We start from the raw sequence: 19,214 nt of genomic DNA, 5'->3' as shown, positions 1-19,214 counted from the left end.
CGGGGGCCGGTCGTCACAGAGCGGGGGCACCGGCCACCAGGGCGTCCCCGAGAGGGGTGCGGCGGTAGAGCACCTGCCGCCCGACGCGGGTGCCGGCCACCAGCCCGGCGGCGCGCAGCGCGCCCACGTGGCCGCCGGCCGTGCCGAGCGCCAGCCCGAGGCGGGCGGCGAGTTGCGTCGTGGTCGCCGGAGTCTCCAGCTCGGCCAGGATCCGGGCCCGGGACCGGCCGACCAGCCCGGCGAGCGCCGCGGCGCCGCCCGCCCGCGGGCGCCCCGCCGCCACCCCGCGCGCCGGATACACCAGCGCGTACGGCCAGGCGTCGTCGAGATAGGCGATCACGTTCCGTACGAAGACGCTGGGCAGGAACAGCAGGCCCCGGCCGTCCAGCCGGTGCCGCTCGTCCCCCTTGCCGGGGGCCCCGACCTCGATCCGGCCGGGTTCCGGCCGCCAGCGGACCCGCGGGCCGAGGTCGCCGAGCGCGGCCGCCCACCCGTACGTCGCCAGCCGCCCGGCCCGCTGGATCACGTCACGCTCCAGGACGGCGTGGAAACGCGGCCATTCCGGCGCCACCAGGTCGGTCCAGGTACGCTCCAGCCCGTCGGCCAGCGACGCGACGACGTGCTCGTCGTCCAGCACCGTCATGATCTCGTCGGACGGCGGCGGCCGTCCGTCCAGCGACAGCGCGATCTCGGTGCGCGCCCGGTCCAGCGGTGTGGCCCGCATCGCCGCGATCTCCTCGGCGAAGGAGACGTTCACGCCCGCCGGCGGCGGTGCGATGAAGTCGGCGTTGTAGGCCCCCTGCCGGAACAGCGCCACCAGCGCCCGCGCTCCCGCGCTCGCGGTGAGCAGCCGGGCGAACCGGGGACGCGCCACGGCGGCCCAGGCCGCGTGCGCGCCCGCCTGCTGCCGCCCGGACAGCATCCACATCGCGTGCATGGTCTCGTTCAGCGGGGAGATGGCGAACCGGCTGGCGGCGACGTCCTGGGGGCCGACCTCGATCAGGTACACGACGTCCATTCTTCGGCCATTTCCGAAGGATTGGCGCGGCCGGAGGCCCGGTGCCGAGCATGGTCGCCGGGAGGTGGCCATGACACCGGGCCAGGACAGATCCACATTCCGGGCGTGCTTCGCCGTCGCGGAGTTCCGGGTGCTGTTCGGGAGCCAGCTGCTGCTGGTCCTGGGCGACACCGTGAAGATGCTCGCGTTCTCCGTTCTGGTCTACGCGCGGACGGGGTCGCCCGGCCTGGCGGCGCTCGCGTACATGATCGGGTTTCTGCCGCAGGTCGCGGGTGGCGTGTTCCTGCTGTCGCTCGCCGACCGGTGGCGCCCGCGTGCGCTCATGGTCGCGGGCGACCTCCTGCGCGTGGCCACGTGCCTGGTCCTCGGCCTCGGCGACCTGCCGATCGGGGTCATGCTCGCGCTGGTGTTCGCGGCGGGCGTGCCCACGCCGCTGTTCTCGGCCGCCCGCGCCGCCGTGCTGCCCGACGTGCTGGTCGGCGACGCGTACGTGCTCGGCCGGGCGGTGTTCGGCACCACCGCGGCGGGCGCCCAGATCGCGGGCCTGGCGGCCGGCGGCGGCCTGCTCGCCGTGTCGGGTCCCGCCCGGGCCCTGCTGATCACCGCGGCGTTGTCACTGGTCAGCGCGGTGGTCGTACGGCTGGGGCTGCGCGATCGCCCGGCGCGGGCCACGAGGGGCGAGCGGGAGGCCGGGGCCGTACGGACGACGTTGCGGGTCAACCGGGCGCTGCTGGCCGACCGGGCCGTCCGGGGGCTGCTGCTGGCCGGGTGGCTGCCGGCCATGCTCTCCGTCGGGGCGGAGGCCGTCTACCTGCCGTACCTGACGGACGAGGGATCGGCGCCGGGCGTGGGGATCGTCCTCGCCGCCGCGGCGGCGGGGATGGGAGCGGGGGAGTTCGTGGTCGGCCGGTTCGCCGCGCCCGCCCTGCGGGAACGGCTGGCCTTCCCGCTGGCGTTCGTGCTCGGCGTGCCGCTGCTCGGGTTCGCCGTCCGGCCGGGCGTCGCGGGAGCGGCGGTGCTGGCGGCGCTCTCGGGGGCCGGGCTGGCCTACAACCTGGGATTGCAGCGGCGGTTCCTCGACGCGGTGCCGCCGCACGCCCGGGGCCAGGCGTTCGGCCTGCAGACCTCCGGCGTGATGACGGCCCAGGCGCTGGGCGCCGCGGCGGCCGGGGCGCTCGCCGAGGTGGTGCCCGCCCATCTCGCCATCGCGCTGACGGGCTGCGCTTCCGTCGCCGCCGTGGTCGTGCTGCGCCGGCACCTGCGTGGCGGCGCGCGTCCCGGTGTCAGCCGCGGTCCCGGCGGGGCGGGGGAGGGCGCTCGCCCGAGCCGCGCGGGATCAGCCGGGTAGGCAGTTCGAACCGGGTGACCGGGCCGTCGTCCCCGGCCAGGCGCAGGAACAGCAGGTCGGCCGCCGTACGGCCGAGCCGGGCGGGGTCCTGCGCCACCACGGTCACGCCCAGCAGGTCGGCCAGTTCGAAGTCGTCGAACCCGACCAGGGCGAGGCCGCCGAGGCCGGGCGGCGCGCGGTCCGGGAAGGCGCCGGTCGTCGCCGGGCCGGTCGCGGAGCCGGTGATCGAGGCCAGCGCCCGCAGCGTCTCGACGGTGGTCCGGCCGTTGCCGGTCAGCAACGCGGTCGGCGGGTCGGACGCCCCCAGCAGCCGGGTGAGGTCGGCCCGCAACCGCGCCGGTTCGGCCGGTCCCATGGCCACCAGGCCCTCGTCGTACGGCAGGCCCGCGGCGGCCAGCGCCTCCCGGTAGCCGCGCAGCCGCTCGGCGGCCGTGAAGATCCTGGGAAGGTCGCCGAGGAAGGCGACGCGGCGATGACCGTGGGCGATCAGATGCGCCGTGCCCGCCCGGGCTCCGCCCACGTTGTCGGACAGGACGACGTCCGCCTCGCAGCCCGCGCCGGGCGGCCGGTCGGCGAACACCGCCCTGGTCCCCGCCTCGAACTCGGGAGCCAGATAGGTGTGGTCCGTCCCGGCGGGCACGATGATCAGCCCGTCCACCCGGCGGGCGCAGAAGGCGAGCACGAGGTCGCGCTCCCGGGCCGCGTCCTCCTGGGACGACCCGGTGAACAGCAGGCATCCGTGGTGCAGCGCGGTCTCCTCGACCGCCCGGCTGAGACTGGAGTAGAAGACGTCGGCGGCGTCCTCGATGACCAGGCCGATGCTCGCCGTACGGCCGCGGCGCAGCGTCCGCGCGCTGTCGTTGCGGCGGTAGCCGAGCCGGTCGATCGCGGCGTGCACCCGCAGCGCCGTCGCCGCGTTCACGCCGGGCTCGTTGTTGACGACGCGGGAGACGGTCTTCAGCGCCACGCCGGCCGCGGCGGCCACGTCGTTCATGGTCGGACGGCCGCGTCTGGTCTCTCCCACGCAGGGATCATCTCCCATTCCACGACGTCTGGACAACGTTGTCAGCACGCCGTCACGCCACGACTCCATCGGCGTGTCCGGTCGCCGCTCGGTCGGGCGGGGCGCAGGTCCGGCACCCGGCGGTCGCCGAGGTCGGCTTTGAGCCGCGACGGTAGGGTTTCGCGGGTGATGAGGGGGATTGTTGGCTATCGGGGCGATGTATTGCTGATAGTCGGGTTTGTCCTGGCGGCGCTGAACCTCCGGCCCGCGCTCGCGGGCGTGTCGCCGATCCTTCCCACGATCCTGCGCGACCTCGGCCTCGGCCCCGCGGGCGGCGGCGCCATCACCACGGTCATGGTGGGGTGCCTCGGCCTGCTCGCCCCGGCCGCACCCGTGCTGGCCACCCGGATCGGGCTCGACCGCACCCTGCTGGCCGGCCTGCTCGTCCTCGCTGCCGGTGTGGCCCTGCGCAGCGCGGACGGGGTGAGCGCCCTGTACGGCGGGGCCGCGCTGGCCGGCGCGGCGATCGCCGTCATGAACGTGGTCATGCCGGGGCTGGTCAAGCAGCACTTCCCCGGCCGGATCGGCCTCTTCACCGGCCTGTACGTCTCGGTCATGGTGGGCGGGGCCGCCCTGGCCTCGGCGGTCATGGTCCCACTGACCGACGGTCTCGGCTGGCGGACGGCGGCCGGTTCGGCGGCGCCGCTCGCGCTGCTGGCGGCGGCTCTGTGGGCGGTGGTCGCGGTCCGGCCGGGCGCCGTACGCCGGACGCCGCGCGTGGGGGCGGATCCGGCCCCGGTCGCACCGGCGGGATCGGCGGAGGTCCCGGCCGCGGAGAACCGGAGGGCCGGCGCCCGGGCGACGGCTCCGGGAGTACGGCGGATCCCGGCGACGGGGGAGGGGCAGGTCCCGGCGACGGGGGACGGGCGGGCCGGTGGGCGGCCATACCTCGCCCTGCTCCGCGCCCGCGCCACCTGGCTGGTCGCCGCCTTCATGGGCCTGCAGTCGCTGACCTTCTACGTCATGCTGGCCTGGCTGCCCACCATCTTCCAGGCGGCCGGTCTGCCGGCCGGGCAGGCGGGATACCTGCTGGGCCTGACGAACCTCGTGCAGATCCCCGCGGCGCTGATCGTCCCCCTGCACGCGGGACGTGCGCGTTCCCAGGTGCCGCACGTCGTCGCCGCCATGCTGCTGGTCATCGCCGGATACGCCGGACTGCTGCTCGCGCCCACGACGGCGCCCTGGTTGTGGATGGTCGTCCTGGGCCTCGGGCAGGGAGCCGCGATCGCCCTCGCCCTGCTCGTGATCACGGTGCGGGCGCCGGATCCGGCCTCGGTGACGGCGTTGTCGGCGGTCGCCCAGACGGGCGGCTACCTGCTCGCCGCGCTCGGGCCGCTCGCGATCGGCGTGCTCCACGAGGTCTCGGGCGGCTGGACCGTGCCCCTGCTCGCCGGGCTGGGCGCCTGCGTCGTCCAGCTGGCCGTCGGCGTGCTCGCCGCCCGCCCCGCACCCGTCTGAGGATCGGCCCGTCGCCGGAAGGGCCGCGGCGAGGTCAGTCGTCGCCGAGGATCATGTTGAGGACCCAGCTGATCACGCCCACGACGATGGCGCCCCAGAAGGCGGCGACGAATCCGCTGACGTGGAAGGGAAGGTCGAGCTGCCCGGCGAGCCAGCTCGTCAGCAGCAGGAGCGCGGCGTTCACCACGAGGGCGAACAGGCCCAGCGTGAGCACGTAGAACGCGCATCCGATGGTCTTGATGACCGGCTTGATGACGGCGTTCACCAGACCGAAGATCAGCGCGACCGCGAGGAGGGTGCCGATCTGTTTGGCGGTGGAGCTGGCGCTCACGGTGATGCCGTCAACCAGCTTGGTGGACGCCCACAGGGCCGCGGCCACCACAACGATCTTGAGTATGACCTTCACGTCCACGATCCTTCCACGGTGCGGCAAAGAGTGCGCGGTTTCCGTGTCCGGGGAACGGCCGGAGCCGTACGCCCGGTTCCCCCCGGCTTGACCGGGCGCGGCGGCCCGGCGGGGGTGGGCCCCGGCACGCCTTTCTCCCGGCGCCGGGTATAAGCGGCAAACATCGGGGAAACCCTCCTTGCGGAGGTGAGATCGAATGGACGTGGAAGAGCTGGAGTCGCTACCCGCGAAGGAGCTGCACGACCGGGCCGTGCGCTACGCCGTGCGACACGGTGACCTGGGTTTCCTGTGGGATCTGCTGAAGGTCATCCCGGCGGCCGAGGCGGCCAGCGGGAACACCGACGAGACCGCGAACGACCTCAGCAGAGTGTCGGCGCTGCTCAGCGATGCCATGGCGGCGGGCGAGGGCGAGCTCGGCGACGCGCTCCGGCCGGTCTACGTCGACTACCTGTCGAGACACCCCGACGCCTGAGCGCACTCCGCCCCTGCTCAGCAACCTCTCATCTCCCCACGTCACAATGACGGCGTGGTCAAGACACAGGTGCTGGTGGTCGACGACGAGCCCGAGGTCCGCGACGCGATCGCGCGCGCCCTGCGGGTCGAGGGGTACGGCGTGGCGACCGCGGGCGACGGCCTCGACGCCCTGGACGTCATCGGCGGCTCGGCGCCCGACCTGATGGTGCTCGACGTCCTGATGCCGGGGATGGACGGCATCGAGGTCTGCCGGGCGCTGCGCGGCGACGGCAACCGGCTGCCGGTCCTGATGCTGACCGCGCTGGACGGGATCGGCGACAAGGTCGCCGGGCTGGACGCGGGCGCCGACGACTACCTCGTCAAGCCGTTCGCGCTGGAGGAGCTGTTCGCCCGGGTGCGGGCGCTGCTGCGCCGCGCCGCGCCGTCGCCCGAGGCGGGCTTCGCCGACCTCCACCTGCTGCCGGACAGCAGGCAGGCCCGGCGCGGCCGCCGGCTCATCGACCTGACCAGGACCGAGTACGCCCTGCTGGACCTGCTGATCCGCAACGGCGGTCAGGTGCTCACCCGGCAGGTCATCCACGAGCGCATCTGGGGCTACGGCTTCCGGCCTGGCTCCAACCCCCTGGAGGTCTACATCCGCTACCTCCGCAGGAAGACCGAGGCGGGGGGCGAGCCCCGGCTGATCCACACCGTGCACGGCCTGGGGTACGCGCTGAGAGAGCCGGTCGGTGAGCCAGTTGGTGAGCCGGCGGGGGAGGAGCGGTGAAGCTCCGCTGGCGGCTCGCGATGGCCTCGGCGCTGGCCGCCGCGGTCAGCGTGATCGTCGTCATCGTGGCCGCCTACTTCATCACCTGCCGCCGGGTCGAGTGGGCGAGGGACCACTACGGGACGTACGAGGGGTACGGCGACTCACCGCCCCGCGGTGTGCTGGCCGCCCTCGCGGACGTCGACGACCTGGGCTGGCCCTTCGTGGCCGTGGCCGTCGGCGGGCTGGTGCTGTCGGGGGCGCTCGGCTGGCTGGCCGCCCGGGCGGCGCTGCGGCCGGTGAACGCGCTCAAGGACGCCGCGGGACGGGTCACCACGACCCGGGATCTCACCACCCGCATCCAGGTGTCCGGGGACGACGAGCTGAGCAGCCTCGCCCGCAGCTTCAACGCCATGCTCGACGCCCTCGAACGCTCCGCGAAGTCGCAGAAACGCCTGGTCGCCGATGCCTCCCACGAGCTGCGCACGCCGCTCACCGCCGTACGGACCAACGTGGAGCTGCTGATCAGGGGCAACCTGCCCCGGGAGGACCGCGACGAGGCGAGCAGGGCCGTGATGAGCGGGCTGGAGGAGCTCACCGCGCTGGTCGCGGACGTGGTCGAACTGGCCCGCGACGAGGAGCCCGCCGTACTCGTGGAACGCGTGCGCTTCGACGAGCTGGTCTCCCGGGAGGTCGCCCGCGCGGCCAGGCACTGGCCCGCGACCGAGTACGCGGTGTCGGTCGAGCCCGCGGTGGTCCGCGGCGTGCCCGACCGGCTCGCCAGGGCCGTCGCCAACCTGCTCGACAACGCGGCGAAGTACAGTCCCAGGGGCGGGCGGGTCGAGGTGTCCCTGCAGGACGGCGTGCTGACCGTCCGCGACCACGGCCCGGGCATCTCGACCGACGACCTGCCGCACGTCTTCGACCGCTTCTACCGGGCGCCCTCGGCGCGGGCGCTGCCCGGGTCGGGGCTGGGGCTGGCGATCGTGGGCCAGGTGGTGGACAGCCACGGCGGCAGCGTTTCCGCCGGTCCCGCTCCCGGCGGAGGCACGCTCGTCCGGCTGGCGCTGCCAGTAGGGTAGACGCATGGGCTCTGTACGCGTCGAGCGGACCGAGGACGGCTTCGTCGCCCGCAACGAGAGCGGCGCGGAGATCGTGATGGGCTCCGGTGACGGGCTGTTCAGCCCGGTGGAGCTGCTGCTGGCGGCCGTGGGCGGGTGCAACGTCATGACCGTCGAGCCGCTCACCGCCAAGCGCGGCCACCGGCTCGCGCGGCTCGCCGTGGAGGTCTCGGCGGAGAAGGAGAGCCCGACCCTGTTGCGGTCCGTCACCGTGACGTACGACGTGGAACTGCCGCCGGGGGACACGGGAGAGGTCTTCGAGGCCGTCGCCGGACGGGTCCACGAACGGCACTGCACGGTGAGCCGGTCCCTGCAGCAGGGCACCGAGGTCAGGCTCGTGCTCGGCGAGTAGCACGGGCGGGCGGAGCCCGCCGGATGCAGGCCGAAAGTCAACCTGCGTATGACGACTTCATGGCAAGCGGGCTTGTACTGTTGAAGCATGTCCTCGGGAGAGGACGAGAGACTTTTTCGATAAGGGCGCGGATGGGGGAACCGCGTCCGGAAAGCGGGGGACCCGCCGGTGCCTTTGGGGAGGGCATTCCTGGCGGAACCGCTTTGATCCGGAGCCGGGCAGTTGGGGGACTGCCCGGCTCCGGCATTTTCCGGCCCGTCCGAAGGCCGATCCCTTCCCCGCACACCCCCGCCCCGTCCCTTCTCCGCACGCCGCCGGCCGCCTCGCCGGCAGGTCCGACCGTCCGCCTGTCGGTGCGGCCTGTCCGCCTCGGGTTCTTGACCGCCGCCTCCCGCCGGCTGCTCTCTCCTCCCCGTCCCGCCGGCCGCGCCTCGCCGTGCGTGGCGCGTAGCGCTTTACTTTCATGAAGGAGCGCCTGCGGCGGATCGCCCCAGATGTGCGGCGTGGCCGACGTTGCCGCTGCACAAACAAGCCGACAGGTAGATCTTCCGCGTCTTATGTCCGGTTTACTTTGCTCCGTCCTGACTCGTCCTGTAGTGTCCTATTCGTTGCCGCCGAACGGTGGCTGGATTGGACTTGGGGAGGAGATCACGGTGGGCGACCCCGCCCGGACCTCCGACCCAAGGCGCTTCGGATCCCACGTCTGACTCACGACGGCCTTCCGGCCGATCGCCATAGCTTCAGCGCACACGCCTCCGGGTGGTCGATCTGTCCCGCCCGGACACGTGGCCCGTCACCGCGACCCGCCGTACGGCGGGTCCCTTGATGACGCATGGCCATCCACTGTCGTCTCACGAAAGATCCCCAGCCTTGATGAAGACTCTGTCCGACCTGCGTGGCAAGCGACGGGTCACCGCCGTGGCCACGCTCGCCGGCGCCGCGGTGCTGGTCACGTCCCTCGTGGCCGCCGCCCCCGCGCCCGCGGAGCCGCCGGTCGGGGAAGCCGTCAACCTTTCCAGCATCGTCCCCATGCACGAGGAGGTCCTGTACGCGGGGGCCACCACGGGCTCGTACTTCTGGGACGACGCGTCGGGCCGCCAGGGAGACACCGGCATGCCGGCCATCGGCAAGCCGATGCAGAAGGGTCTCTTCGCCAGCCCGAGCTGGCCGCTCGGCACCGAGGGCTACATCATGTACAAGGGCCGGAAGGCCAAGTTCTTCATCGGCGACCGCGGCCCGGGCATCCCCTCCAACAGCGGCGTCATGCTGGACATCGACGGCAAGACCTTCGCCGAGCTCACCGGCACCACCTGGAACGAGAACACGCTGACCGTCAGCGGCGACGTCGGCCACATCGCGATCCAGTACGTCATCACGAGGTGGGGCGACGGGCCGGGCCTGCGCGGCGAGCCCGCTCCCTTCTCCAGCGGCGCGTGGCGGGGCTGACCGGCACGGGTGATCCCCGCATCCGGCGATGTGCGCGACCTGCGCAGGACTGCTATGGTTACGGACATCGCGGGCGCCGCTAGCTCAGTTGGTTAGAGCAGCTGACTCTTAATCAGCGGGTCCGGGGTTCGAGTCCCTGGCGGCGCACAACATGTGATCAGGCCCGGCATCCGGAACGGATGCCGGGCCTGATTCGTCCCGCGCTCCGGGTCGTTGTCCGCACGGGTCGCCCGGTTTGTCTAAGATGCGTATGGGGTGCCGGGAAGTCTGGTCGGCTGTCGCTGACCCGATCCCGGAAACGGAGCCTCATGAGCACGCCCCGCCGCACCCCTCTTCTCGGCCCCGGGTCCCGGACGGAGACCCGCCGGATCGCCGACATCCTGCGGCAGGAGACCATCGGCGGCGCGTTGCTGCTGATCGCCGCGCTCGCGGCCCTCGTGTGGGCCAACTCGCCCTGGTCGGCCGGGTACGAGACGCTGCGGTCGGCCCGGGTGGGGCCCGAGGCGCTGCACCTCGACCTCAGCCTCGCGACCTGGGCCGCCGACGGGCTTCTGGCGATCTTCTTCTTCGTCGCCGGGCTGGAGCTGAAGCGCGAGTTCGTCGCGGGCGACCTGCGCGACCCCCGGCGGGCCGCGGTGCCGGTCGTGGCGGCGGCCGGCGGCGTGGTCGTGCCCGCGCTGCTCTACCTGCTGGTGAACACGCAGCTCAACCCGCTGACCGGCCCCGGCGCGGACGGCGCGCTGCGGGGCTGGGCGGTGCCGACCGCCACCGACATCGCCTTCGCGCTGGCCGTGCTCGCCGTGGTGGGCAGGAACCTCCCGTCGGCCCTGCGCACGTTCCTCCTCACCCTCGCGGTCGTCGACGACCTGCTCGCCATCGCGATCATCGCGGTGTTCTACACCACGCACCTCGCGCCGCTTCCGCTGCTCGCGGCGCTGCTCCCGCTGGGCCTGTTCGCCGTGCTCGTACGGCGTGGGGTGCGCGCGTGGTGGCTGCTGGCGCCGCTCGCCGCGGTCACCTGGGCCCTGGTGCACGCCTCGGGCGTACACGCCACGGTGGCCGGCGTGCTGCTCGCCTTCACCGTCCCGGTCCACCGGGCCCCTGGGAAGGGCACGGCGGAGGCCGCCGGGGAAGGCACGGCGGAGGGCTCCGGGGAGAGCGCGGCGGAGGGCGCGGGCCCGGCCGAGCACTTCGAGCACCGGTTCCGGCCACTCTCCGCCGGAGTGGCGGTGCCGCTGTTCGCCTTCCTCTCGGCCGGGGTGGCGTTCGGCGGGCCCGGGGGCCTGCCGGGACTGCTCACCGACGGCGTTCCTCTCGGCGTCGTCGCGGGGCTCGTCGCCGGCAAACCGCTGGGCATCACGGCGGCCACCTGGCTCGTCGCGCGGTTCACCCGGGCCGGCATCGACGAGGGCCTGGCCTGGGTGGACATCGTGGGGGTGGCGGTCCTGTCCGGCATCGGGTTCACGGTGTCGCTGCTCATCGGCGAGCTCGCGTTCGGCGCCGGATCCACCAGGGACGGCCAGGTCAAGGTCGCGGTGCTGACCGGGTCGCTGGTCGCGGCGCTGCTGGCCACGGTGATCCTGCGCCTGCGGGACCGCGTCTACCGCCGTATCGCCGAAATCGAAGCCCAAGCCGACGCCCAAGCCGAAGCCGACGCCGAAGCGCGGGCCGCCGCCCCGCCCACCACGTGACGGCTCACCAGGTGACGGGGAGCGCGTCGAGCCCTCCGGTCAGCCTGCCGGTCCGCGCCTCCAGCTCCTCGTACGGCACGGCGAGCGCGAGCGAGGGGAAGCGCGCGAACAGGGCGCCGAAGACGGCGTTGAGCTCGATCCGCGCCAGGCCCGCTCCCAGGCAGTGGTGCGGGCCGTGGCCGAAGCCGATGTGCGGCCGCGGATCACGCCTGCGGATGTCGAATCTCTCGGGGTCGGGGTAGACGCGCGCATCCCTGTTGGCCGCGTGGATCGCCAGCGCCACCAGCTCACCCTTCCGGATGCGCACCCCGCCGACCTCGACGTCGTCGTGCGCGTAACGGATCAGGCCGTGCTGGCTCGGCGCGCCGAACCGCATGATCTCTTCGACGGCGGCGTCGAGGAGGGAGGGATCACGCAGTAGCGCGTCGCGCTCGGCGGGATTGCGCAGGAACAGCAGGGTGCCGTAGTCGATCTGGTTGACCGTGGTCTCGTGGCCGGCGAACAGCAGGCCGCCCGCGATCCTCGCGATGTCCTCCTCGGGCAGTGAGGCGTTCGCGAGGTCGGTGTAGACGTCCTCGCCGGGGCTCTCGCGCTTGGCCTTCACGATCTCGTAGGTGTAGGCGTTCAGCTCCATCTGCGCGTCCGCGGACCGGGCGAGATCGGTGAGATCGGTCATCGCCTCGGCCACCGCCCGGAACCTGTCCCTGTCCTCGTACGGCACGCCGAGAAGCTCGCAGATCACCTGGATGGGGAGCGGAAGCGACAGCCCCGCGTGCAGGTCCGCCGGCGGGCCCTGCTCGGCGAGCCCGTCGAGGAGGTTCCTGACGAGCGCCCGCACGCCGTCCGACAGGGCGCGCATGCGCCGGGCCGAGAACGCGGGGGACAGCAGGCGCCGCATCTCCTTGTGGATGATCCGCTCGGTGGCGTAGTCGCCGGTCGGGCCGCCGAGCAGGACGTTGTTGGACAGCCGGGCCGCCGTCGCGGGGGCGGGGTGCGAGCGGCCGAACCGGTCGTCGCCGAAGACCTGCCGGATCTCGTCGTAACCCGTGACGAGCCATGCCTCGTCCCCGACATGGGTTCTGACCCTGGTGATCGGCGCGCTGGCGCGCAGCTCCCCGAAATATGGAGAGATATCCAGTATGTCCGGCCGATCGAACGGCAGTCGTGGCAGTTCGGGCATGGGCGGTCTTCCCTTCGGCCTAGGCGTGAACCACTCGAATCTCCCCCCTGACCGCCTGGCTGACAAGGTAGTAAAACCATGTCCGGTGTGACAGGAGAGCGGACGTTTGCCTCCTGCCATCGTCCCGTTCCTCCGGGTTCCGGCGTGGATCGTCAGGGTCGCGCCCGGGCGAGGCATGGGACGGATGGGGCTGGAGGAACGGGGATCAGGTGGTGGTGAAGTCACCGCAGCCCCGGGGGAGATCTTCACCCGGGCCGCGGTGGCGGGCCCTCCGGATGGGGGAGATGGCCTCTCACTACCAATCGTGTCCGGACGAGCACATCGTTGTGTCCCGGCACCGAGCCTGGAGGTGGTGACGAGTGCGGTTCTCCGCCGAGGACGCTGCGTACAGACAACTGAGCAGCGAGTACGCCGGCCGCTGGTCGGTCTGGAGAAGCGACGCCGGCCGCTGGTACGCGACCCGCATGACGCGGTCGCTGTCCAGGATCGAGATGGACCGGGGGCTGATCATGACCGCCTGCGGGGAGAGCGCGGACGAGCTGCGCGCGCTTCTCATGGTTCAGGAAGGCCTGGCGGGCCAGCCGCTCCCCTCCTCCTGACAGTCGTGAGAGCCGTGACGGCCGGGCGGGGTGCGGGCCAGGCGTAGGGCAGGGTGCGGGCGGGCGTGGGTCCGGTGGGATTAGTGGGAAAACGGGGGGGAAGATCGGTTTCATGACAGAACCGGTGGTCCGCCGACCCGTCCCCCCGACCGGTACGCAGCACGTCATCGCCGCGCACGGCTACCGGGCGATCGTCACCGAGGTGGGCGCGGGCCTTCGTGCCCTCACGTTCCGGGACCGGCCCCTCGTCATGTCGTACCCGGAGGGTAAGTCCCCTGTGGGCGGCGCCGGCCAACTGCTGCTCCCGTGGCCGAACCGGGTCAGGAACGGCCGGTACGACGCCGATGGCGAGACGCGGCAGCTCGCGATCACCGAGCCGCGGACCGGCAACGCCGCGCACGGCTTCACCCGCCTGCTGCCCTGGACGGTCCTCGACGCCGGCGAGACCTCGGTCCGCCTCGGGCTGCGGCTGTTCCCCCAGCCCGGTTATCCGCACGTGCTCGACCTCACGGCGTCGTACGCGCTGGGTGAGGCGGGCCTGGAGGTCGAGGTGTCGGCGGTCAACGTGGGGGAGGGGGTCGCGCCGTACGGCATGGGCGCGCATCCCTACCTGACGCTCGGCGAGGAGGCCGTAGAGACCGGGCATGACGCCGGGCACGGCACGGGCCATGACGCCGGGCACGGCACGGTGGACGACGCGGTGCTGGAACTGCCCGCGGCCGAGTGGGCGCCGGTGGACGAGCAGCAGATCCCGGTCGGCCGCCGGACGGTCGAGGGCACCGAGTACGACTTCCGGGCGGGACGTCGCATCGGCGGCACCGTGCTCGACACGCCCTTCACGAACCTGGAGCGCGACGCCGGCGGCCTGGTGCGGGCACGGCTCAGGACCGTCGACGGCTCCCGGGGCGTGGAGCTGTGGGGCGGGCCGGGCATCGAGTGGCTCCAGGTCTTCACCGGCGACACGCTCGCCGCGCCGTACCGGCGCTCGGGGGTCGCGGTCGAGCCGATGAGCTGCCCGCCGAACGCCTTCGCGAGCGGGGAGTGCCTGGTGCGCCTGGCCCCGGGCGAGCGGGCCACCCACCGATGGGGGATCACCGCACTGCCCGCGGCCGGAGCCTGACCGGCCGGCCGGAGGGGCCGCACGCCTCCGGAGCGGGCACGACACGGCACGGCGGGATTCCGGTCCGCGCCAAACGGAAGAGACGGAAGTGGCTGATTTCAGCTACTTTCATGACCACTCCCGAGGCCGGCGCGGACACCGGCGCGGAGGCCGGTCGCCCCGCGCTCCCGTGATCCGCACCCCTAGCTGCGGCGACGGCGCCGGAAGGCCGGTCACGCCGCCGTCGCGATCTCCGCACGCATCACAGATCGGGCATTGACCGGAAACAATCTTGTTTCTTTGAATTCACACGACCACGTTGTGTCCCGTATCTTGAGTCGTGGGAGCGCTCCCATAGCCTTAAGGAGGCGCGCGTGTCTCTCCCCTTTGGTGCGGCGCCGGTTGACCCGGCCCCCGTCTGGACCGCCGAGTGCCTCCTGCCCGCCGTCGGCGCGAGCGTCGCGACCGCGCGCTCCCTCGTCCGTCGTGAGCTCGGCCGATGGGGTCTGGACGCGCTGGTCGACGATTGCTGTCTGATCGTGAGCGAGCTCGCCTCCAACGTCGTGCGGCACGGCGGCAACGTCTTCACTCTCCGGCTCGGCAGCAACGGCTGCTGGGTGTACGGCGAGGTGTTCGACCAGGGCGACGGAGTGCCGTGCCAGCGTGACGCCGACCCGGAGTCGGTGAGCGGCCGGGGGCTGCTCATCGTGGACGAGCTCGCCGACGACTGGGGCGTGGCCGCCGCGGGCCGGGGCGGCAAGACCGTCTGGTTCCTGGCCGGGACGGGCAGCCGGTCGCTGCTGCCCGTCGTTCCGCACCAGTCACGCATCGCCGTCTGCTGATCCCGGACGCCCAGCCGTCCGCCTCGCCGTCCCTCTCACCTTTTCTCGGACGCTCCGGAGATCCGGGCCCCGTCCAGGTGGGCCAGCACGGCGTCCGCGATCTCCTCGGGCGTGTGCGCGGCGGGGTCGAGTGTCAGGTCCGCCACCTCCTGGAAGCCGGGCAGCCGCAGGTCGCGCTGCTCGGTCAGCATGCGCACCAGGTCGGGCTTGAAATGCGGCCGGTGGGGGCTCGACTTCATCCGCTCGGCGAGGACCTCGGGCGGGCCGTCGAGGAACACCACGAAGGCGGGGGCCAGAGCGTTGCGCGTCTCGGGGTCCTCGACCGTGCTGGCCGCGGCGGCGATCACCGGGGACCGGTCGTCCGTCAGCGCGTCCCGTAGCACCAGCGCCTCGCGCGCGTGCAGCTCGTCGGGGCCCAGATCCGCCGCGATCACCGCGGCGGTCGTGCCGTACCTGGCTTCGAGATCGGCGTCGCTGTCGCGCATGGGGCGGTCGAGGGCGGCGGCGAGCAGCCGTGCGACGGTGCTTTTGCCCGCGCCCATGAGTCCCATGACCACGACGGGGGTATCGGTCATGTTCGCCATGCTGCCCCATACGCCCACCGGCATGCGACGTTTGGAATCCGTGGAGGGGATAGAGCACAAGGCGAAGGAGGAAGCCATGACCATCGCCGGAAGCATCATCCTCATCATGTTGGGGGCCATCCTCACCTGGGCGGTCGACTTCACGATCGCGGGTCTCGACATCCAGGTCATCGGAGTGATCCTGATGGTGGGCGGCCTGGCCGGGCTGCTCTTCGGGATCTGGCGCATGACGACGCTGCGCCGCCGGACCACTGTCACCGCCGCCGCCCCCCTCGACGCCACCACCACCCGCCGTCAGGTGTACGAGGAGCGGCGCTACGACGACCCCATCTGATCCCCCCGCCCGACTTCTGATGGTCTGAAGGGAGGCATGGACATGCCGGGACGTAAGGAACTGCCCTCGACCCTGGAGCGCTCGCCCAAGGAGGCCCAGGAGACCTGGATCAAGGCGCACGACTCCGCCGTCGAGACGTACGGCGAGGGCGAGCGCGCCCACCGCACGGCGTTCTCCGCGCTCAAGCACTCCTTCGAGAAGGTGGGCGACCACTGGGAGAAGAAGAAGAGACGCGGGCCGTCGGACGAGCAGGCGAGGAAGAGCACGCCGAAGCAGGGCGAGACCGCCGAGGGCGTCGACGCCAACGCGTCCAAGCAGCACCTGTACGACGTCGCCAGCCGACTCGGCATCCCGGGCCGCTCCAAGATGACCAAGGACGAGCTGGTCGACGCCATCAAGAAGGCCAACCGCAGGGCGACCGCCAAGGCCCGCTGACAGCGCCGCGGGACCAGCCCATACAACGATGAACACGGAAACCGCGCCGCCGGACCGCCCTCAGGGGCCACGGTCCGGCGGCGCTTCCACGTGTGACGGGCGTCAGGGAAGCATGGCGAGGACGGCGTCGCGGATGGCGGTCCTGTCGATGCCGGCGTCCCGGAGCTGCTCCGCGGAGCCCGCGCTTCCGGGCATCCGCGCCACGGCCAGCTTGCGCACCGGCACCGGGTTCTCCGCGAGCGCCGAGAGCACGGCGTCGCCCAGCCCGCCCTCCGGCCAGTGGTCCTCCACCGTCACGACCCTGCCCGTAGCGGTGGCCATCGCGACCAGTTCGGGCGAGTCGAGCGGCTTGACGGAGTAGGCGTCGATGACGGTGACGGAGACGCCGTCCCCGGCGAGCAGGTCGGCGGCGGCCAGGGCCTCGTGCACGGTGACGCCCGCGGCCACGATCGTCGCCTGGCCGCCGGTCCGCAGGACCTTGCACCCGCCCACCGGGAACTCCTCGTCCGGCCCGTAGATCACCGGGGTCTCGCCCCTGGTGGTGCGGAGATAGCGGATGCCCTCCAGGCCGGCCATGTCCGCGACCAGCCGGGCCGTCTGGTTCGCGTCGCACGGATACAGCACGGTGCTGCCGTGCACCGCGCGGAAGGCCGCGAGGTCCTCCAGGCCCATCTGGGAAGGGCCGTCCTCGCCGATGGACACACCGCCGTGCGAGCCGACGAGGCAGAGCCCGGCCCGGCTCACCGCGGCCATCCGGACGAAGTCGTACGCCCTGGTCAGGAAGGCGGCGAACGTCGCGACGTACGGGGTCCAGCCGCGCGCCTGCATGCCCGTCGCGGCGGCCACCATCTGCTGCTCGGCGATGTAGAACTCGAAGAAGCGCTCCGGATGCGCTTCGGCGAACGTCTCCAGCTTCGTCGAGTCGGCCACCTCGCCGTCGAGCGCGACCACGTCGCCCCGGGCCGTGCCGAGCGCGGCCAGGGCCTCGCCGAAGGCGGTCCGCGTGGCCACCTCCTCGCCCAGCTCGTACTTGGGCAGGACGAGCGGTCCGTCGGCGTACCGGTACGGCACGCCCTGGGAGGCGGGCGGGGTCATCGGCACGGTCAGCGAGCGGGGGCCGCCGAGCTCGCCGAGCGCCTGCTCCGCGTCGGCCAGCGGCTTGCCGTGCTTGCCCTCGCGGTCCTCGACCGCCGACACCCCGCGGCCCTTGCAGGTCCTGGCGATGATCGCGGTCGGGCGGCGCCGGGTGGCCCGGGCGTCCGCGAGGGCGAAGTCGATCTGGCCGGGGTCGTGGCCGTCGATCTCGATGGTGTGCCAGCCGAAGGCGCCGAGCCTGGCGGCGTACGCGGCGAGGTCCCAGCCGTGCCGGGTGGGGCCGCGCTGGCCGAGCCGGTTCACGTCGACGATCACCGTGAGGTTGTTCAGTCCCTCGTGCCCGGCGTGCTCGAAGGCCTCCCACATCGATCCCTCGGCGAGCTCGCTGTCGCCGCACAGCACCCACACGTGGTTCGGCAGCCGGTCCAGCCGCCGCGCCGCCAGTGCGAGCCCCACGCCGACGGGCAGGCCGAATCCCAGCGAACCGGTGGCCACGTCGACGAACGGCACATCCGGCGTCGGATGCCCCTCCAGACGGCTGCCGCGCCTGCGGAAGGTCAGCAGTTCCTCGTCGGACACGACGCCCATGGCCTTGAGCATGGCGTAGAGGAGAGGGGAGGCGTGCCCCTTGGAGAAGACCAGGTGGTCGTTGGCCGGGTCGGCCGGGTTCTCGACGTCCACGCGGAGCTGCCGCGCGAGCAGTACGGCCATCAGCTCGGCCGCCGACATCGAGGACGTCGGGTGCCCCGAGCCGGCGGCAGCGGCGGCCCGCACCGAGTCCACCCGGAGCTGGGCCGCGAGTTCGCACAGGAACCGGTAGTCAAGCTCGTCCATCGTCCTCGACTACCCGGGTACGCCCCTTCGTATCGCCAGAAATGGGGCGTACCCGATAAATCAGTGTTTTCTTGTCAGTACGGTTCTGCGGTCAGCGGCGGCGCAGCCCGATACCGGCGACGGCGGCGGCCCCGAGGGCGGCGGCGGCGACCAGGCCGCGATGCTGCGACATCCACAGCTGCGCGCTCCGGCCGTGCGAACGCCGGTCGAAACCGCCGTGCGCGCCGTAGTCCTTGTCCTCGTCGGCCGGCTCCCACAGGTTGGAGATGCCGGTCGGCGCCTTCTCGGTGGTGAGCTGCGACTTGACGCCGGTCCTGGCGAGGTAGCGGTCGAGCAGGGCGGGCACCGCCCGCTGCCCCATGATCGTGGCCGCGGTCATCCCGCCGACCCAGTACTCCTTCCGCTCCGGGTGCTCGGCGGCGTGGACGATCGCCCGCGCCGCCACCTCCGGCTGGTAGATCGGCGGCACCGGCTGGGCGTGGCGCCGCATCCGGTTCAGCCCCCAGTCGAACTGCGGGGTGTTCAAGGCCGGCAGCTGCACCATCGTGATCTTCACGCCGGAGTCCTCGGCGAGCAGCTCCGTCCGCACCGACTCGGTGAAGCCGCTGATGGCGTGCTTGGCCCCGCAGTACGCCGACTGCAGCGGGATCGACCGGTAGGCCAGGGCCGAGCCCGCCTGCACGATCGCGCCCTTGTCCCGTGGTTTCATCAGCTCCAGGGCCACGCGGGTGCCCCACACGTAGCCGAGATAGGTCACCTTGGTCTCACGTTCGTACTCCTCCGGGGTGATCTGGAGGAACGGCGCGAAGACCGTCGTGAACGCGATGTTGATCCAGACGTCGATCGGCCCGAGCTCGGCCTCGGCCTGCTGGGCGGCCGCGCGGACCTGGTCGTAGTCGGAGACGTCCGCGGCGAAGACCTTGGCGGTCCCGCCCTCGGCTCCGACGTCGACGGCGGCGCCCGCCAGGCCCGCCTCCCCGCGTGCCACGAGGGCGACCTTCGCGCCCTCGCCTCCGAGCTGCCTGACCACGGCGCGGCCCACCCCGCCGCTCGCCCCGGTCACCACCACGACCTTGCCCCGCAGGCTCAC

The 19,214-nt window shown here is 72.7% G+C and carries 20 protein-coding genes and 1 tRNA gene; 14 read left to right on the top strand and 7 right to left on the bottom strand.

What is annotated here, in order from left to right:
- Positions 1-13: 13 nt before the first annotated feature.
- Positions 14-1,018 carry an ArsR/SmtB family transcription factor gene (locus HHX37_RS16000; protein ID WP_182881408.1) on the bottom strand — a complete coding sequence of 335 codons (1,005 nt, stop codon included), beginning with the start codon at positions 1,016-1,018 and terminating at the stop codon, positions 14-16.
- A 70-nt stretch (positions 1,019-1,088) separates the two neighbouring features.
- On the opposite strand from HHX37_RS16000, the gene HHX37_RS15995 reads away from it, so the two are divergent.
- Complete coding sequence (locus HHX37_RS15995) at positions 1,089-2,366, top strand: MFS transporter (RefSeq protein ID WP_182885897.1); 1,278 nt, start codon at positions 1,089-1,091, stop codon at positions 2,364-2,366.
- Here HHX37_RS15995 and HHX37_RS15990 read toward each other — a convergent pair.
- Positions 2,302-3,390, bottom strand: coding sequence for a LacI family DNA-binding transcriptional regulator (locus HHX37_RS15990; RefSeq protein ID WP_310740396.1), 1,089 nt, complete (start codon positions 3,388-3,390; stop codon positions 2,302-2,304). The two genes, HHX37_RS15995 and HHX37_RS15990, sit on opposite strands and share 65 nt — an antisense overlap.
- A gap of 168 nt (positions 3,391-3,558) precedes the next feature.
- Here HHX37_RS15990 and HHX37_RS15985 point away from each other — a divergent pair, with 168 nt between their 5' ends.
- A complete protein-coding gene (locus tag HHX37_RS15985; protein ID WP_182885896.1) occupies positions 3,559-4,887 on the top strand; it encodes an MFS transporter in 1,329 nt (442 codons plus the stop codon).
- A gap of 34 nt (positions 4,888-4,921) precedes the next feature.
- Here HHX37_RS15985 and HHX37_RS15980 read toward each other — a convergent pair whose 3' ends face one another.
- A complete protein-coding gene (locus HHX37_RS15980; protein WP_182885895.1) occupies positions 4,922-5,293 on the bottom strand; it encodes a phage holin family protein in 372 nt (123 codons plus the stop codon).
- 196 nt (positions 5,294-5,489) lie between these two features.
- On the opposite strand from HHX37_RS15980, the gene HHX37_RS15975 reads away from it, so the two are divergent.
- From HHX37_RS15975 to nhaA, 7 genes are all read left to right on the top strand, one after another.
- Positions 5,490-5,765 (top strand): hypothetical protein, encoded by a 276-nt coding sequence (locus HHX37_RS15975; RefSeq protein ID WP_117408449.1) that lies wholly within the window; start codon positions 5,490-5,492, stop codon positions 5,763-5,765.
- Between the two features lie 54 nt (positions 5,766-5,819).
- Positions 5,820-6,533, top strand: coding sequence for a response regulator transcription factor (locus HHX37_RS15970; protein WP_117408450.1), 714 nt, complete (start codon positions 5,820-5,822; stop codon positions 6,531-6,533).
- Positions 6,530-7,594 (top strand): HAMP domain-containing sensor histidine kinase, encoded by a 1,065-nt coding sequence (locus HHX37_RS15965; RefSeq protein ID WP_182885894.1) that lies wholly within the window; start codon positions 6,530-6,532, stop codon positions 7,592-7,594. Before HHX37_RS15970 ends, HHX37_RS15965 begins: the two co-directional genes overlap by 4 nt.
- Before the next feature lie 4 nt (positions 7,595-7,598).
- A complete protein-coding gene (locus HHX37_RS15960; RefSeq protein ID WP_182875426.1) occupies positions 7,599-7,985 on the top strand; it encodes an OsmC family protein in 387 nt (128 codons plus the stop codon).
- Between the two features lie 873 nt (positions 7,986-8,858).
- The gene (locus HHX37_RS15955; RefSeq protein ID WP_182885893.1) at positions 8,859-9,431 is read left to right on the top strand and encodes a hypothetical protein; all 573 of its coding nucleotides are present in this window, start codon (positions 8,859-8,861) and stop codon (positions 9,429-9,431) included.
- A 73-nt stretch (positions 9,432-9,504) separates the two neighbouring features.
- Positions 9,505-9,578, top strand: a tRNA-Lys gene (locus HHX37_RS15950).
- A gap of 161 nt (positions 9,579-9,739) precedes the next feature.
- Positions 9,740-11,122 carry a Na+/H+ antiporter NhaA gene (nhaA, locus tag HHX37_RS15945; RefSeq protein ID WP_182885892.1) on the top strand — a complete coding sequence of 461 codons (1,383 nt, stop codon included), beginning with the start codon at positions 9,740-9,742 and terminating at the stop codon, positions 11,120-11,122.
- Positions 11,123-11,126: 4 nt separating this feature from the next.
- Here nhaA and HHX37_RS15940 read toward each other — a convergent pair whose 3' ends face one another.
- Positions 11,127-12,302 (bottom strand): cytochrome P450, encoded by a 1,176-nt coding sequence (locus HHX37_RS15940; protein ID WP_182885891.1) that lies wholly within the window; start codon positions 12,300-12,302, stop codon positions 11,127-11,129.
- Positions 12,303-12,661: 359 nt separating this feature from the next.
- On the opposite strand from HHX37_RS15940, the gene HHX37_RS15935 reads away from it, so the two are divergent.
- The 3 genes from HHX37_RS15935 (at position 12,662) to HHX37_RS15925 (ending at position 14,842) form a co-directional block, all read left to right on the top strand.
- Entirely contained in the window at positions 12,662-12,901 is a 240-nt protein-coding gene (locus HHX37_RS15935; RefSeq protein WP_117408459.1) for a hypothetical protein, read from the top strand.
- Between the two features lie 112 nt (positions 12,902-13,013).
- Positions 13,014-14,021, top strand: a complete 1,008-nt coding sequence (locus HHX37_RS15930; RefSeq protein WP_182885890.1) for an aldose 1-epimerase family protein — start codon at positions 13,014-13,016, stop codon at positions 14,019-14,021.
- Between the two features lie 353 nt (positions 14,022-14,374).
- Positions 14,375-14,842 (top strand): ATP-binding protein, encoded by a 468-nt coding sequence (locus tag HHX37_RS15925; protein WP_165900797.1) that lies wholly within the window; start codon positions 14,375-14,377, stop codon positions 14,840-14,842.
- A gap of 35 nt (positions 14,843-14,877) precedes the next feature.
- Here HHX37_RS15925 and HHX37_RS15920 read toward each other — a convergent pair whose 3' ends face one another.
- Positions 14,878-15,417, bottom strand: a complete 540-nt coding sequence (locus tag HHX37_RS15920) for a shikimate kinase (protein ID WP_208759272.1) — start codon at positions 15,415-15,417, stop codon at positions 14,878-14,880.
- Here HHX37_RS15920 and HHX37_RS15915 point away from each other — a divergent pair.
- Complete coding sequence (locus tag HHX37_RS15915; RefSeq protein ID WP_259402550.1) at positions 15,416-15,760, top strand: DUF6458 family protein; 345 nt, start codon at positions 15,416-15,418, stop codon at positions 15,758-15,760. The genes HHX37_RS15920 and HHX37_RS15915 overlap by 2 nt on opposite strands.
- 42 nt (positions 15,761-15,802) lie before the next feature.
- The gene (locus HHX37_RS15910; RefSeq protein ID WP_117408498.1) at positions 15,803-16,195 is read left to right on the top strand and encodes a ChaB family protein; all 393 of its coding nucleotides are present in this window, start codon (positions 15,803-15,805) and stop codon (positions 16,193-16,195) included.
- Positions 16,196-16,297: 102 nt separating this feature from the next.
- Here HHX37_RS15910 and HHX37_RS15905 read toward each other — a convergent pair whose 3' ends face one another.
- A complete protein-coding gene (locus HHX37_RS15905) occupies positions 16,298-18,124 on the bottom strand; it encodes a transketolase (RefSeq protein WP_182885889.1) in 1,827 nt (608 codons plus the stop codon).
- Between the two features lie 91 nt (positions 18,125-18,215).
- Entirely contained in the window at positions 18,216-19,208 is a 993-nt protein-coding gene (locus tag HHX37_RS15900) for an SDR family oxidoreductase (RefSeq protein ID WP_182885990.1), read from the bottom strand.
- Positions 19,209-19,214: the final 6 nt, after the last annotated feature.

This window comes from Microbispora sp. H10885 (assembly GCF_014161415.1).
Taxonomy (GTDB): Bacteria; Actinomycetota; Actinomycetes; order Streptosporangiales; family Streptosporangiaceae; genus Microbispora; species Microbispora triticiradicis.
Note: the sequence above shows the minus strand (reverse complement) of the source record. Positions and strands in the feature narration are given on the sequence as shown.